This is a genomic window from uncultured Eudoraea sp. (assembly GCF_947258525.1).
Classification (GTDB): domain Bacteria; phylum Bacteroidota; class Bacteroidia; order Flavobacteriales; family Flavobacteriaceae; genus Eudoraea.
Genome location: NZ_CAMYIP010000192.1, coordinates 20,309 through 34,910 on the forward strand (window position 1 = coordinate 20,309; position 14,602 = coordinate 34,910).

The window sequence follows — 14,602 nt, forward strand, 5'->3', positions numbered from 1 at the left end:
GCTCCAGGTTAATTACTAGTTGATGTTTCTGCCTCAGATAATTTTTGAGGAAAGAGTCCCTGTATTTTCTGAACCTTTTCTTTTAAATCATCTCTAACACGGGAAGGTGTTTCAGGATTTAAAAATTCTGATTCCATTTCTGTGAAATTTCTTCCATACAGACGCTGTCCTTCTCTATTTCGAAGATCATTATACGCACCTACCAATTCATTTTGAACAGTAATATACGTACCATAGCTCGTTTCCCTGTCATTTTTTAGCGATATAATTGCTTTTGTAGGATTATCCGAAGAACTTGCATCTTTTTTACCCTTACAATAATTGCAAGTTCCATCACCTCCATTATCGAGAAATTCAATAGCTCTTCCTCTGAGTTGTTTAAGATCAAGTAATTCTTCTTCAACCAGCAACTGACCATTTTTATTGATATTTACAGTAAAAATGTTCTTTTGTTTAATTACAACGTCCGTATCTGGCGGCTCCATTGGCGGAAGCATCCTGTCTAACCCTGCATCTGTTTCTATAGTAGTAGTTACTAAGAAAAAAATGAGTAGTAAGAAGGCAATGTCTGCCATAGATCCTGCATTAACTTCTGGTGGTCCTCCTCTTCTAGGCATAGCTTAAATGTTTTATTTGTTTGTCATTTTCTTGAATGCACCCAAGGCCATAGCTACAATAGCTATAAGGACAAGGAGAAAAAACATATTGAGACCAGTCCCAATTCTTCTTATCGTAGTTTCTGAAGTTGCAATACCCCTATTGGCCATTTCTTCAATACTAACATCCGTGCCACTTGCAAGAATATAAGAAAAAATAACCACCAGTACAAATCCACCGGTAACCATTAGGGTTTTTTTCAGACTTTGAGGATTCGCAAATAAACCCTTAATCGTAAATACAAGACTAACAGCTACCGCTATTCCCAACAAAATATATGTAATAATAAACATAAAATTCATTGCTGCACTTCCCACTGCTTCTGAAGCAGGGACATCTCTTCCTGGTAGTTGGTACCAGAGTATAGCGGATAACACTCCTAAAACAACCAATACTATTTTAACAATTTTATTCATAATATGTATTATTTAGTGAGCGATTTATTTTTTGTGGTCCACCAACATATCGATCAATGTGATCGAAGAGTCTTCCATGTCATTTACAATAGTATCTATTTTTGCAATAATATAATTATAAAAAATTTGAAGAATAATAGCCGTTATCAAACCAAAAACCGTGGTTAATAATGCAACCTGAATATCCCCCGCGATTAATGAGGCACTAAGGTTACCTACGGCGCTAATCTTTTGGAAGGCCTGAATCATACCAATTACCGTTCCCATGAATCCTAACATAGGAGCAATAGCGATAAATAAAGACAACCAGGAAACATTTTTCTCTAATTGACCCATCTGAACACCACCGTAAGCAACAACCGCCTTTTCGGCTGATTCGATACTTTCACCTGCTCTATCTAAACCTTGGTAATATATAGACGCAACCGGCCCTTTGGTATTTCTGCAAACCTCCTTTGCAGCTTCGACACCACCTGATGCAAGAGCATCTTCTACTTGTTGCTTCAATTTTGTAGTATTGGTGCTTGCCATATTCAAATAAATGATTCTTTCAATGGCAACAGCCAAACCTAAAATCAAACATAATAGAACAATCCCCATAAAACCAGCTCCTCCTTGAATGAACTGCTCTTTTAAAACCTGGGTGAAACCTTTAGCTGTTTCTTCTGCAGCTTCTTCTTGAAGCATTATCGCAGCATTAGCTACCGTTGCTGATAAATTGGAAACTATTGCGTTTGCTTTTGCGCTTACCGTATTTGTGTTTAGAACAAATAACCCAGCCATTGCCAGGATCGTAAATAATCTTTTCATTTCTTTCAGACTTAAATTTAGTTAGTTAATAGGGTTAAAGATAAAAAAAAAATACAATTAAAAAATTAAATCTTTGCACTATTAGGAGGCTGCTTTAATCGAATTTGACAATTCCTTCCTATCAGAGTTAAAAATGTTGAATTTGGTTCTGCTATGTACAAAATATTTTTTTGTTTCTGGCAGAGAGGAAGGGATTCGAACCCTCGATACACTTTTGAAAAAAACTTTCAGAACTTTATTTTGGGTCAATTCTCCTCTTATAGAAGTTTCAAAAATTGTTCTGAATGATTTATGTGATACGCTGCTGCCTAAAAGGTACATAAGTTTGGTGATAGCCGCTTCGGAAGTGATATCTCCTCCATCTATAAGATTCATTTTCCTGAGTTCTTCACTTGTACTATATCTGCCCATAATTACTGAACCGCCTGAACATTGAGTTACATTTACAATATGCAAGCCTTTTTTTATAGCTTCCTTCATATCTGACAACAACCACGGATCAGTAGGGGCATTACCTGCGCCATAAGTCTCAAGAACTAATGCTTTTAAATTGGGAATGTTCAGTATTCCCCGAAGCAATTCGCGACTAAAACCCGGAAAGAGTTTAAAAATTGCAACATTGGTGTCCATAGTCTTATGGGCAGTAAACTTTTTCTTTTTTTGATCTTTTAAAAGATAATTATGATTGATCTTTAAATGAACACCAGATTCTACCAGAGGAGGAAAGTTTAAAGAGGTAAACGCCTGAAAGTGCTCGGCATTAATTTTAGTAGTTCTGTTGGCCCGGTATAACTTATATTCAAAATACAGACAAACCTCCTGTATTACCGGTTGGTTGTTTTCCTGCAAGGCAGCTATTTGGATGGAGGTGATTAGATTTTCCTTAGCGTCAGTGCGGAGATCTCCAATAGGCAATTGTGAACCTGTAAAAATCACTGGTTTACGGAGATTTTCAAGCATATAACTCAAAGCCGATGAAGAGTAGCTCATAGTATCACTGCCGTGGAGTACAACAAACCCGTCATAGTCGTCGTAATGCTTTTCAATTATAGTAGCTATATACGCCCAATGCTTAGGGTTCATGTTGGAGGAGTCTATTGGTTTTTTAAATGATATACTTTCAATATTACAATCCAACTGGCTTAATTCGGGGATATTACTGACTAACTTCTTAAAGTTAAAAGCTTTTAAAGTTCCCGAAGAGTAGTCTTTTATCATTCCTATTGTACCTCCGGTATAGATAAGTAATATGCTAACTTTTTTGCTCATTCAGTAAATTTATGATTTGTTGTATGTAATTCGAACAATATCCCTGTTTTATCTCTATAAGCTTTAAATACCAAACACCTCTTTTGAATTCTGCGTTGTAATATCGGCAATCAGCTTTTCATCCAAACCATAGATCTCTGAAAGTTTTTTTAGAACAAGCAGTAAGTATACACTTTCATTCCGTTTACCTCTGTAGGGCACAGGAGCCAGATAAGGACTATCTGTTTCCAAAACAATATGATTCAAGTCTATTTTTTTTAAAAAAGTATCAATTTTACCGTTTTTAAAAGTCAATACCCCACCTATTCCCAGTTTCATGTTATAAGCCAATGCCTTTTTGGCTTGCTCTTCGGTGCCGGTAAAGCAGTGAAAAATTCCAAAAAGATCCTCTGATTTTTCCTCTTCGAGTACTTCAAAAATTTCATCGAATGAGTCTCTGCAATGAATGACTATGGGTAGGCCATATTTTTTCGCAAGTCCTATTTGGAATTTAAATGCCTCCCGTTGTTCATTTAAAAAAGTCTTGTCCCAATAGAGATCTATTCCGATCTCCCCTACTGCATAGAAATGTCTTTTTGATAACATAAGTTCAACATGTTTAAGCTCATCTTTATAATCTTCTTTAACATGCGTTGGGTGTAAACCCATCATCAGAAACATATTTTTAGGGTATTGCTTCTCAAGCTCTAACATGGATTGGGTATAGGCAGCATCAATAGATGGAATGAAAAAGCGTGTGATACCATTATTTATGGCATTCTGTATAACTTCATCTCTATCCTCTTCAAAGGCTTCGCTGTATAAATGGGTATGGGTATCCGTTATTATCATAGAGCAAAAATAGAATTATCTTTGTCAAAAAACATATTGGATGAGTAATCTGAAAAAACTTTTAAAAAATAAAGGATATTCCAAAATTCCATTGATTCTAGGCGATACAAATCATTTAGAAGTTACCGCCAGTATTAATGGAGTGAACGGGCGTTTTATTTTAGACACTGGTGCTTCCAATACCTGTGTGGGGGTTGATAAAGCCAGTTATTTTAAGCTTATCTCGAAAGACTCAGAAGTTAAAGCTGCCGGTGCCGGCGCTACTGATATGGAAACACTGGTTTCAGCAAAAAATAAAATTGAAATTGGCGAATGGAAAAAGACAAAACAACAGATAGTAATTTTTGACCTGGTACATGTTAATGAAGCTCTTATAGCACATAAGTCCCTGCCCGTCGACGGAATTATAGGGGCAGATATTCTAATAAAATGCAAGGCAGTAATTGACTATGCTTCCAAGAATCTATTTTTAAAAAATAATCTAGGTGATATACCCCTGTAAATATATCTACAATTCCAGCGATTGTTCCACGTTGCCTTCCATTAACAATTCTACAGGATTTTCCAAAGCTTCTTTTACTTCAACCAGAAATCCTACTGATTCTTTACCATCAATAATTCTATGATCATAAGATAATGCAACGTACATTATTGGAGCAATGACTATGGCCCCTTCTTTAACTATAGGCCGTTCTACAATATTGTGCATGCCAAGAATACCGCTTTGAGGCGGATTTATTATTGGGGTCGATAACATTGAGCCAAAAACTCCACCATTAGAAATCGTAAAGGTACCTCCAGTCATTTCGTCTACGGTAATCTGTCCATCCCGCGCCCTTAAAGCAAGGCGTTTTACTTCTGCTTCTATACCCCTGAAAGTGAGATTTTCAGCATTTCTTATAACAGGCACCATAAGACCTTTTGGGCCGGAAACGGCGATGCTTATATCGCAAAAATCGAAAGAGAGCATTTCTTTACCATCAATCATGGAATTTACTGAAGGGTACATTTGTAAAGCTCTAATCACTGCCTTGGTAAAAAATGACATAAATCCGAGGCTTACATCATGTTTCTCTTTAAATATTTCTTTGTATTGTTTTCTCAATTCAAAAACTGCCGACATGTCTACCTCATTAAATGTAGTAAGCATGGCGGTTTCATTTTTAGCAGCTACCAGACGTTCCGCTACTTTACGCCTTAACATAGAAAGCTTAGTCCTGTGTTCTCCCCGTTTACCACCTGTAGGGCTCCCCATTGAAGGAACTGATTTAACTGCATCTTCTTTGGTAATCCTTCCATCCTTACCAGTGCCTTTTATACTTGCCGGATCAACACCTTTCTCATCAAGAATTTTTCTGGCAGCAGGCGAAGGTTGGCCCGTTGCATAGGACTTTTTTGCAACTTCCTCCTGAACTTTTTCTACTTGTTTAACAGTAACTTCTGTTTTCTCAACTTTAGTTTTTTCCTCTATTACTGCTACGCCTTCAGGTTTTTCCGCACTTGTATCTATAAGGCATACGACCTCCCCAACGGCCACCGCATCTCCTTCTTCTGCTTTCAAGGTGATTGTACCGCTCTCTTCTGCAGGCAATTCCAGTGTAGCTTTATCAGAATCTACCTCAGCAATTGCCTGGTCCTTTTCAACATAGTCTCCATCGCTGACCAGCCATTCTGCTATTTCAACTTCGGTAATGGATTCACCCGGAGATGGAACTTTCATTTCTAAAATCATGCCTAAACTTTTATAATGGTTTCTTTAATTACTATTACTGATAAAATCTTCTTTTACTGGAATATAATCCATTCTTATCTCTCCATTGACTTCAATACGATCAAAATATAGTTTGGCTCCTATTGAATCTTCCATTTCTAACCCATTTTGCAAGCTCAAATGCAAGTGAGCTTCAGTTGAATTTCCAGAGTTGCCGCATTTAGCCATAATATCTCCCTTTCTTAAGTCCTGCCCCTCTTCAACAACTATTGAATTATTCATTAAATGTGCCAGAAGTATATACTCATCTCTATCTGTGCGCAGAACTATAGTATTTCCTGTCAGTTCCTGCTCATTGGTTTCTCCCGGAATATTGTCAGGAACACCATCAATAACTTTAACCACACGGCCATCACATGGTGCTATAATATCTTCACCGAATGCAAAATAGCTTTCGTTTCGCAAAGGATCTCCTTCATAAGAAGCCCCATCTTTTACCTTTAAAATATCATAGGCATATTGCTGTGTCTCTTCAATAATATGATAATTCTGCTCTTCTGTAACTCCACCCCAATATACAAACCATTCCCCATTAAATGGTAAACTTATGAATGTTGTATTTCTTTCCAAAAAAGGCATCTCCAGGAGCTTTGGTTTCGAAATTAACAACCCATTTATTTTACTCTGAGGAGATAATGTAATTGTCATATCTGCCACGGACTTATCAAAATACATTCTGTATACGTGTGCTCCATCCCTAAGTGTATAAAACTGCATGGACTCAATATCACCAGTAAAATTTTTTATGGTTTTTTCAAAGAAATTTCTGGTTTCAATACTTGTATAGGTATTCTTCATGCCAGCATCGTATAAATCGTAAATACCATCGTAATCACCACTGTTAAACCGTTCAGTAAATACTGATACAAACCTTTCATAAATTGGTTGCTCAGACTGGGAGAATAATTTAATAGAAAAGAATATCATTAAGAGCAATACAGATCTCATCCTTTCTTATATTCACTTTTAGTAACCCGCCTTGTCATATTGTCTTTTGTTTTATCAAAGACGAAATCTATAATCTGCTGTTGTCTTAATTTAGAACGAACTGCGCTTCCTGCTGCAGGTGATGCATAAAAACGTCTTGATGCCACACGAAACTTTTGAGCCTCAGTATAATGGGTAAACATATGGCTCCATGCTCCCATATTCCTTGGTTCTTCTTGTGCCCAAACCACGTCATTAGCCTTTTTATACTTCTTTATAATAGCAGTCATTTTTTGCTCAGGTACAGGAAATAATTGCTCAACTCTCACTAAAGCAACATCATTTCGTTTATTTGCTTCTTTAAATGCAAGCAAGTCATAATAGAATTTACCTGTACAGAAGACAAGACTTTTAATCTTATTTATATCAGCACTTGCATCATCTATTACTTCCTGAAAACATCCGTCGGAAAATTCATCTACACTAGAGACAGCCTTTGGGTGACGCAATAAACTTTTAGGTGTAAATACAATTAAAGGTTTTCTGAAATTTGCTTTCATCTGCCTTCTTAGTAAATGAAACAAGTTGGCAGGCGTTGTGCAATCTGTGACATACATATTGTCTCTTGCACATAATTGAAGATATCTTTCCATTCTTGCTGACGAGTGCTCTGCACCTTGCCCCTCATATCCGTGCGGCAGGAACATTACAAGCCCATTCTGCAATTTCCATTTATCTTCTGCAGCGGAAATGTACTGATCTATCATTATCTGCGCCCCATTACTAAAATCACCAAATTGGGCTTCCCAGATAGTCAATGTATTTGGGCTGGCCATGGCATATCCATAATCAAAACCTACTACACCATATTCCGATAAAAGTGAATTATAAATCTGAAACCTTCCCTGATTATCATTCAGGTTGTTTAATAACATAATCTCTTCCTCACTTTCTTCTACCTTCATTACAGCGTGCCGGTGCGAAAAAGTTCCTCTTTCTACATCCTGCCCGGACATACGAACATCAAACCCCTCTTCTAGGAGAGTGCCATATGCCAGTAATTCTCCCATTGCCCAATCCAACTTATCTGTTTCAAAGAACATTTTTTTGCGATCTCCCACTAGTTTTTCAACTTTGCGCAGAAACTTTTTATCCTTGGGCAGTTCAGTAATAACCTTTGCAATTTCAGTTAATTTTGCCTTATCATACGAAGTGTCCACCGGATCTAACATTTCCCATTCACGGACATTTTGAAAACCACTCCATTCATCAGCCATAAAAGGTGTAATGATCGTTTTATCTTCTTTTTTGGAATCCTCTAATTCTTCCTCTAAACTTTCTTTATATTCCAGTTCTAACTCCTTAACAAAATCCTTATTAATAATACCATTGGAAATTAATTTCTCGGAATATATCTCTCTCGGATTCTTATGCTTGGCTATGGCTTTATACAATTTAGGTTGTGTAAAACGTGGCTCATCTCCTTCATTATGACCATACTTTCGGTATCCCAGTAAGTCAAGAAAGACATCACTTTTAAAACGCATTCTATATTCCAAAGCAAACAGGGATGCGTGAACCACAGCTTCTACATCATCTGCATTTACATGTAAAACAGGGCTTAATGTAACTTTGCCAACATCAGTGCAATATGTAGAAGATCTACCATCGAGGTAATTCGTTGTAAATCCAATTTGATTGTTTACTACAATATGAATAGTACCATTGGTTTTATAGCCGTCTAATTGAGCCATTTGTACCACTTCATAGGCTATTCCCTGTCCGGCTATAGCCGCATCTCCATGAACTACAATTGGTAAAACTTTAGAAAAGTCTTCTGGATAATGGGTATCTTGTTTTGCCCTGCTAATACCTTCTACTACGGCACCTACGGTTTCCAGATGCGAAGGATTAGGTGCTATGTTCATATTTATTTTGTTGCCATTATCAGCCTTACGCTCAGAAGTCCATCCCAAATGATATTTTACATCCCCGTCAAAAATTTCCTCCTCATAGTCTTTGCCTTCGAACTCACTAAAAATATCTTTGGCAGATTTGCCAAAAATATTAGTCAATACGTTAAGTCTTCCTCTATGGGCCATCCCCATGACAAATTGCTTAACACCCATTTCAGCTGCTCTTTCAACAACAGCATCAATTGCCGGGATAAGTGATTCATTTCCCTCGAGTGAAAACCTTTTTTGACCCACATATTTCGTGTGCAAGAATGACTCAAAAGAAACGGCCTGATTGAGTTTTCGAAGTATGTGTTTCTTTCGGTCAGCGTCGAAATTAGGGTGGTTGTCATTGACATTCAGCCATTCCTGTATCCATTGAACACGTTCTGGCTTTCTTATATACATATATTCTACACCTATGGCATCACAATATATGCGTTGCAAATGGCTGATTATTTCACGTAATTCTCTTGGACCCAACCCAATTACTTCACCGGCACTAAAGACAGTATCCAAATCTTCCTGAGATAAACCAAAATTTTCTATGTCAAGGGTTGGTACATATTTTCTTCTTTCTCTAACAGGGTTAGTCCTGGTAAACAAATGACCTCTGCTGCGGTACCCATCTATTAACTTTACGACTTTAAATTCTTTGAACAAAGTTTCAGGAATAGATACCGATTGTCCATCAACAAGCACAGGTGAGCCATTAAGATCAGCTATGCCTACTTCATCCAATGCACTTTCCATTCCGAAATCAAATCCCTGAAAAAAAGCTCGCCAGCTGGGTTCAACACTGTCAGGATTAGTGAGATACCTGTCATATAATTCAGCAAAGAAAGACGTATGAGCAGTATTTAAAAAGGAATATTTATCCATAAACGCCAATTCAATCTATTGTAAAAAATTAGATCAAAAATACAATAATTAATAGTTTATGAGTTTATATAGGAGTGTATTAATTAAAAATCATGTTTATGGGCTTTAGACATTTATACAGATATAAGTATTTTGTGCTAGCCGTAGTTTTCTCCTTTACAGCTCTGACTTCCCATTCACAGCAATTAAAGCCACAAAATGAGTTTTGGAGAAATGTGCGATATGGAGGTGCATTAGGCCTGGGATTCGGAAATGATAGTTTTAGTATTGCTTTAGCCCCAAGTGCTATTTATCAGGTAAGTGAAAAGTTTGGAACGGGTTTATCATTGAATTTTGAATATTCTAAATTCGGAGATTCTGAATTCACGGCTTATGGCGGAAGTATTTTGAACTTTTTTAATCCAATACCACCAATACAATTATCAGCAGTACTTCAACAATTAAGAGTTACAACAAATTATAGTTCTTCTTCTCTCTTGTTGGATGAAAATTACTGGACTACCGCCCTTTTTATGGGAATTGGATATAGTACAAGAAATGTTACGTTTGGCATCCAATACGACGTATTACATAATGATAGAAGCCTTTATGCAGATCCCCTGGTGCCTTTTATCAGAGTGTTTTTTTAATATAGTATTCTTTATGCAACTATTTATACTTCTGCCGAAACCATACCTTTTGCCAAATTCTTTTTAGTATGAGAAAAGTATAGTGCTCACTAATGTGCAGATCACCAATATTCAGAATCTTTTTGGCTGTTGCTTCTGGTAAATCCACTACGTATAGAAGATTTAAAAAATCTGAAAACTTCTCCTCAATCAGAAATTGAATATTCTTTTGAAGTAAATACTTAAGTTCATTTGGATTGCAATCAGCAGGCAGGTCCAGTGTTAAATTTGCTAAACTAAAATCCTTTTGAATTTGTAGCACAAGCTCTTCATATAATTGAACCGAACTTGCATATTTAATTAATTCACCGCTTTCTTTGAATACAGGCATCATATATTGCAGAAAAGTTTTTTATTGAACACTGTTAAAAGTACCTACAATGGCTGGAAGGAAAATCAAATGACTGATTCCTGGAAGCGGGTCTTGGGGATTAACTTCTTATTTTTTGTTCCCAATCCCAGGCAGATTTCATTGCCTGGTCCAGGGTAGAACCTGCTTTCCAACCTAATACCTCATTGGCTTTTTTAGTATCCGCATATGCCGTGGTAATATCACCAGGCCTTCTTTCTACCACAGAATAATTAAGTTTCTTACCGGAAACCCGTTCAAAACTAGCGATAACTTCCAATACCGAACTTCCCTCACCTGTACCTACATTAAAGACTTCATAATTCTCCCGGTTCTCTCCTTTTAAAAGCCGCTCTAAAGCTACAACGTGTGCCTTTGCTAAATCAACCACATGAATATAATCTCTAATACATGTGCCATCCGGTGTTGGATAATCATCTCCAAAAACAGAAAGTTGTTCTCTTAAACCAACTCCTGTTTGTGTTATAAATGGTACCAAATTCTGTGGAACACCTATTGGTAATTCCCCTATCTCGGAACTGGGATGTGCTCCCATGGGATTAAAATATCTTAAAGAAATGGCTTGTAAATCTGAATTTACTTTACAAGTATCATGAATTATTTCTTCTCCAATTTGTTTTGTATTTCCGTAAGGAGATTCTGCCTTTTTCACAGGAGCATCCTCTGTAATGGGCATTTTGTCTGCTTGTCCGTAAACAGTGCAAGAGGAACTAAAAATAAAACTCTGCTTCTTTTTTGCAGTTATTTCTTTAAGTAAATATACTAGTGAACTTAGATTGTTTTCATAATATAATAGTGGCCTTTCCACACTTTCTCCTACCGCTTTTGAAGCTGCAAAATGTATAGTTCCTTTTATATCGGGATGCCTTTCGAAAAAATCCCCGATCTTTTCTTTTTCGCGCAAATCTATTTTTTCAAATACCGGTCTCTTTCCTGTAATTGCATATATGCCGTCTAATACTTTTTCAGAAGAATTGGAACAATCGTCTATGATTACAACTTCATAACCAGAATTCTGTAACTCTACCACAGTGTGCGAACCAATAAATCCGAGCCCCCCGGTTACAAGTATTTTCATAAATATTTTTTTAATTTAAATTGAATGATAAAACTGGTGATTAATAGGAATCGTATAATTAATCTTTTAAAAATTGAATTACCGTATCAGTAATAAATGAGATTTGGTCATCTTCTAATTCCGTATGCATGGGAAGTGATATTACTTCGTTAATTAGTTCGTTTGTCACCGGAAAATCAGATTCCTTATATCTTGTATCCATATAAGCTTTCTGTTTGTGCAGCGGAATTGGGTAATAAACTCCAAAAGGGATATTTTTCTCTGCCAAATGCTTAGCCAACTCATCTCGTTTACCATTCATAATTCGGATTGTGAATTGATGGAATACATGACAATCGCAATCTTCACAAAACCCGGAACAACTGATCCCTGTTTTAGGTAAAATAATAAAATCATGTCCCCGGAAAGCGTTCATGTATTTCCGGGCAGCTTCTCTACGCCTGCTGCAATAGGCATCAAGATGTGGAAGTTTTGCCCTTAAAACAGCTGCCTGGATAGTATCTAACCTGGAATTTACTCCAACAACATCATGATGGTAACGGGTATACATGCCGTGATTTACAATCCCTCTTATTGTATGAGCCAGCTCATCATCATCGGTAAATATTGCCCCGCCATCTCCATAGCAGCCCAGATTTTTGGATGGAAAAAATGAGGTAGAGGCCACATTTCCAATTGTGCCGGCTTTTTTCTTTTTTCCGTTCTTATAGGTATAATTGGCCCCTATGGCCTGGGCATTATCCTCTATAACAAAAAGACCGTGTCTATCGGCAATATCCATAATTGCCTCCATATTTGCGCACTGCCCGAAAAGATGAACAGGAACTATGGCCTTGGTCTTTGAAGTTATCGCCTTTTCAATGGCAATAGGGTCAATATTAAAGGTATCGGGTTCAACATCTACCAATACCGGCGTTAACCTTAATAAAGCTATTACTTCAACTGTAGCAGCAAAGGTAAAGTCCGCAGTAATTACCTCATCACCTGGTTGTAGCCCCAGACCCATCATAGCAATTTGAAGTGCATCTGTACCATTAGCACATGGTATTACGTGCTTCACCTGCAAATAATCTTCCAAATCTTTTTGAAAGGCATGCACCTCAGGACCATTTATAAAAGCCGCAGAATTTAATATCTGTGATATAGACTCATCTACCTGCTTTTTAATCCCCTGGTATTGACCAACAAGGTCTACCATTTGTAGCTTTTTCATAAGTGCTTGTTAAGTGAACAATATTACAAAAATAAGGAACCCCTGCCAATGAAATTTAACAAAGAAGCGTATTTTAGCTGCAAATTCGCAGTACGTGTTTATCCTATATAATTTAGTAATATATGTTAGCTCCTTCTTCTTGCATATAATTGCATTTTTCAGCCCCAAAGTCGACCTTTTTGTCAAAGGCAGAAAAAAGGTTTTTGAGGAGTTAAAAAAGCATATTAATGCTAAAGATTCTACTATCTGGGTGCACGCTGCCTCACTCGGGGAGTATGAGCAAGGCTTGCCTATTGTAGAGAAATTAAAAGCGGAATATCCCACGGTCAAAATTGTTGTCTCATTTTTCTCACCATCGGGTTATGAAGTAATTAAGAAAAGTACAACAGCCGATTTGGTAACTTATCTTCCTCTGGATACAGCAAAGAATGCAAAGAGATTTATTAAACTATTGCAACCAAAAATCGCCATTTTCATAAAGTATGAAATCTGGCCAAATGTGTTAAAAGAACTTAAAAGCGGCAGTATACCCATACTTCTTATTTCCGCAATTTTTAAAAGTGATCAGATCTATTTTAAATGGTATGGCGGATTTATGAGGAATGCATTAGAAAAGTTCTCGCATTTCTTTATACAGGATTCGGAATCTGAAAAATTATTGAATACTATTGGTCTGAATAATGCCACCATAACCGGTGATACACGATTTGACAGGGTTTCTGAAATTTTACGGCAAAATAATTCCCTGGAATTTATGGATAATTTTACCCAAAATTACCCGTGTTTTGTAATGGGCAGCACCTGGCCAGAGGATGAAGAGCTATTGGTAGCCTATATTAATGAGGCTTCCCATAAAATGAAATACGTTATTGCACCTCATACTATTGTTCCAAAAGAAATTACCCGGCTTAGGCAACAAATCAAAAAGCGAACGGTTTTATTATCAGAAATATCGGAAAACCCTCTGGCAGACGCTGAAGTTGTCATTGTAGATACTATCGGACTATTGACCAAAATTTACAGCTATGCCCATATTGCCTATGTAGGAGGAGCATTTACAATAGGGGGACTTCATAATACACTCGAACCTGCTGTGTTTGGAATTCCGGTAATTATTGGCCCGATTTATTCCGGATTTAAAGAAGCTGAAGAATTGGTTAAGCTTAGAGGAATTTTTTCAGTCCGTGATAAAGCAGAGTTTACAAGCCTGGTGGATAAACTTTTTCTCGATTTTGATTTCAGATCTAAAGCCGGCACTATAAATGCATCTTACATCAACAATAACAAAGGGGCAAGCATCCAAGTAATGAATCATATACGTACATTATTGTAGCTATTCTTATCTGATTAGATAGCACTATAACAAATTAATCCCAGTTGCTGAAAGCCGTTTAAGAGATAATTGAACTATTTATAAACTGGCATATCTTTTGTTATTAAATTTAAAACAGAGCTGATGAAATTTGCCCCTTTTCATATCATGTTGTTATGTCTTTTGTTTTGCTCAATATCGTGCAAGGATACTGTTACAGAAGCTGATAAACCCAAAGAGAAAGAAAAAATCGTTCCCAATTCTGAACGTAATTACAACAGTAAGCAAGATCAGGATATTAAAGGGAGTCCCGGTAACCTAGAACCTACAAAAGAACAACTGGAAAGGGCTATAGAAAAAAAGAAAAAATCAAGTATTTTAGATTCTTTGAAGCCCAAGACTGCCTGACTTCTATTTCAATTTTATATTCTCTTCCTTTTTTT

14 protein-coding genes and 1 pseudogene are annotated in these 14,602 nt (G+C 36.8%); 4 read left to right on the top strand and 11 right to left on the bottom strand.

Going from position 1 to position 14,602, the window contains the following annotated elements; all coding sequences use genetic code 11:
* Positions 1 to 8: 8 nt before the first annotated feature.
* From Q0X89_RS14330 to Q0X89_RS14350, 5 genes and pseudogenes are all read right to left on the bottom strand, one after another.
* A complete protein-coding gene (locus Q0X89_RS14330) occupies positions 9 to 617 on the bottom strand; it encodes a biopolymer transporter ExbD (protein ID WP_297695360.1) in 609 nt (202 codons plus the stop codon).
* A gap of 12 nt (positions 618 to 629) precedes the next feature.
* On the bottom strand, positions 630 to 1,073 hold the full coding sequence (locus Q0X89_RS14335) for a hypothetical protein (RefSeq protein WP_297695362.1): 444 nt from the start codon (positions 1,071 to 1,073) through the stop codon (positions 630 to 632).
* A gap of 24 nt (positions 1,074 to 1,097) precedes the next feature.
* Positions 1,098 to 1,883, bottom strand: a complete 786-nt coding sequence (locus Q0X89_RS14340) for a MotA/TolQ/ExbB proton channel family protein (RefSeq protein WP_297695364.1) — start codon at positions 1,881 to 1,883, stop codon at positions 1,098 to 1,100.
* A gap of 246 nt (positions 1,884 to 2,129) precedes the next feature.
* Positions 2,130 to 3,152, bottom strand: a pseudogene (locus Q0X89_RS14345) (asparaginase); the annotation flags it as partial.
* A gap of 63 nt (positions 3,153 to 3,215) precedes the next feature.
* Positions 3,216 to 3,983, bottom strand: coding sequence for a TatD family hydrolase (locus Q0X89_RS14350; RefSeq protein WP_297695366.1), 768 nt, complete (start codon positions 3,981 to 3,983; stop codon positions 3,216 to 3,218).
* Positions 3,984 to 4,023: 40 nt separating this feature from the next.
* On the opposite strand from Q0X89_RS14350, the gene Q0X89_RS14355 reads away from it, so the two are divergent.
* Positions 4,024 to 4,485 (top strand): retropepsin-like aspartic protease, encoded by a 462-nt coding sequence (locus Q0X89_RS14355; protein WP_297695368.1) that lies wholly within the window; start codon positions 4,024 to 4,026, stop codon positions 4,483 to 4,485.
* Positions 4,486 to 4,491: 6 nt separating this feature from the next.
* Here Q0X89_RS14355 and odhB read toward each other — a convergent pair whose 3' ends face one another.
* Genes odhB through Q0X89_RS14370 form a run of 3 tightly spaced genes read right to left on the bottom strand, consistent with a single transcriptional unit; the run spans position 4,492 to position 9,518 of the window.
* Entirely contained in the window at positions 4,492 to 5,715 is a 1,224-nt protein-coding gene (odhB, locus tag Q0X89_RS14360; protein ID WP_297695370.1) for a 2-oxoglutarate dehydrogenase complex dihydrolipoyllysine-residue succinyltransferase, read from the bottom strand.
* Between the two features lie 24 nt (positions 5,716 to 5,739).
* The gene (locus tag Q0X89_RS14365) at positions 5,740 to 6,702 is read right to left on the bottom strand and encodes a peptidoglycan DD-metalloendopeptidase family protein (protein WP_297695372.1); all 963 of its coding nucleotides are present in this window, start codon (positions 6,700 to 6,702) and stop codon (positions 5,740 to 5,742) included.
* Positions 6,699 to 9,518, bottom strand: coding sequence for a 2-oxoglutarate dehydrogenase E1 component (locus Q0X89_RS14370; protein ID WP_297695374.1), 2,820 nt, complete (start codon positions 9,516 to 9,518; stop codon positions 6,699 to 6,701). The genes Q0X89_RS14365 and Q0X89_RS14370 overlap by 4 nt, the downstream gene beginning before the upstream one ends.
* Positions 9,519 to 9,616: 98 nt before the next feature.
* Here Q0X89_RS14370 and Q0X89_RS14375 point away from each other — a divergent pair, with 98 nt between their 5' ends.
* Positions 9,617 to 10,147, top strand: coding sequence for an alpha-ketoglutarate decarboxylase (locus Q0X89_RS14375; protein WP_297695376.1), 531 nt, complete (start codon positions 9,617 to 9,619; stop codon positions 10,145 to 10,147).
* A 19-nt stretch (positions 10,148 to 10,166) separates the two neighbouring features.
* On the opposite strand, the gene Q0X89_RS14380 is transcribed toward Q0X89_RS14375, so the two are convergent.
* From Q0X89_RS14380 to Q0X89_RS14390, 3 genes are all read right to left on the bottom strand, one after another.
* Complete coding sequence (locus tag Q0X89_RS14380; RefSeq protein ID WP_297695378.1) at positions 10,167 to 10,520, bottom strand: hypothetical protein; 354 nt, start codon at positions 10,518 to 10,520, stop codon at positions 10,167 to 10,169.
* Positions 10,521 to 10,617: 97 nt separating this feature from the next.
* Positions 10,618 to 11,634, bottom strand: coding sequence for a UDP-glucose 4-epimerase GalE (galE, locus tag Q0X89_RS14385; protein ID WP_297695380.1), 1,017 nt, complete (start codon positions 11,632 to 11,634; stop codon positions 10,618 to 10,620).
* Between the two features lie 58 nt (positions 11,635 to 11,692).
* Positions 11,693 to 12,847, bottom strand: coding sequence for a DegT/DnrJ/EryC1/StrS aminotransferase family protein (locus Q0X89_RS14390; protein ID WP_297695382.1), 1,155 nt, complete (start codon positions 12,845 to 12,847; stop codon positions 11,693 to 11,695).
* A gap of 139 nt (positions 12,848 to 12,986) precedes the next feature.
* Between Q0X89_RS14390 and Q0X89_RS14395 the strand changes: the two genes are divergently transcribed.
* Positions 12,987 to 14,180, top strand: coding sequence for a 3-deoxy-D-manno-octulosonic acid transferase (locus Q0X89_RS14395; RefSeq protein ID WP_367177066.1), 1,194 nt, complete (start codon positions 12,987 to 12,989; stop codon positions 14,178 to 14,180).
* A gap of 123 nt (positions 14,181 to 14,303) precedes the next feature.
* Positions 14,304 to 14,567: a hypothetical protein gene (locus Q0X89_RS14400; protein ID WP_297695386.1), complete on the top strand. Its 264-nt coding sequence runs from the start codon at positions 14,304 to 14,306 to the stop codon at positions 14,565 to 14,567.
* Positions 14,568 to 14,602: the final 35 nt, after the last annotated feature.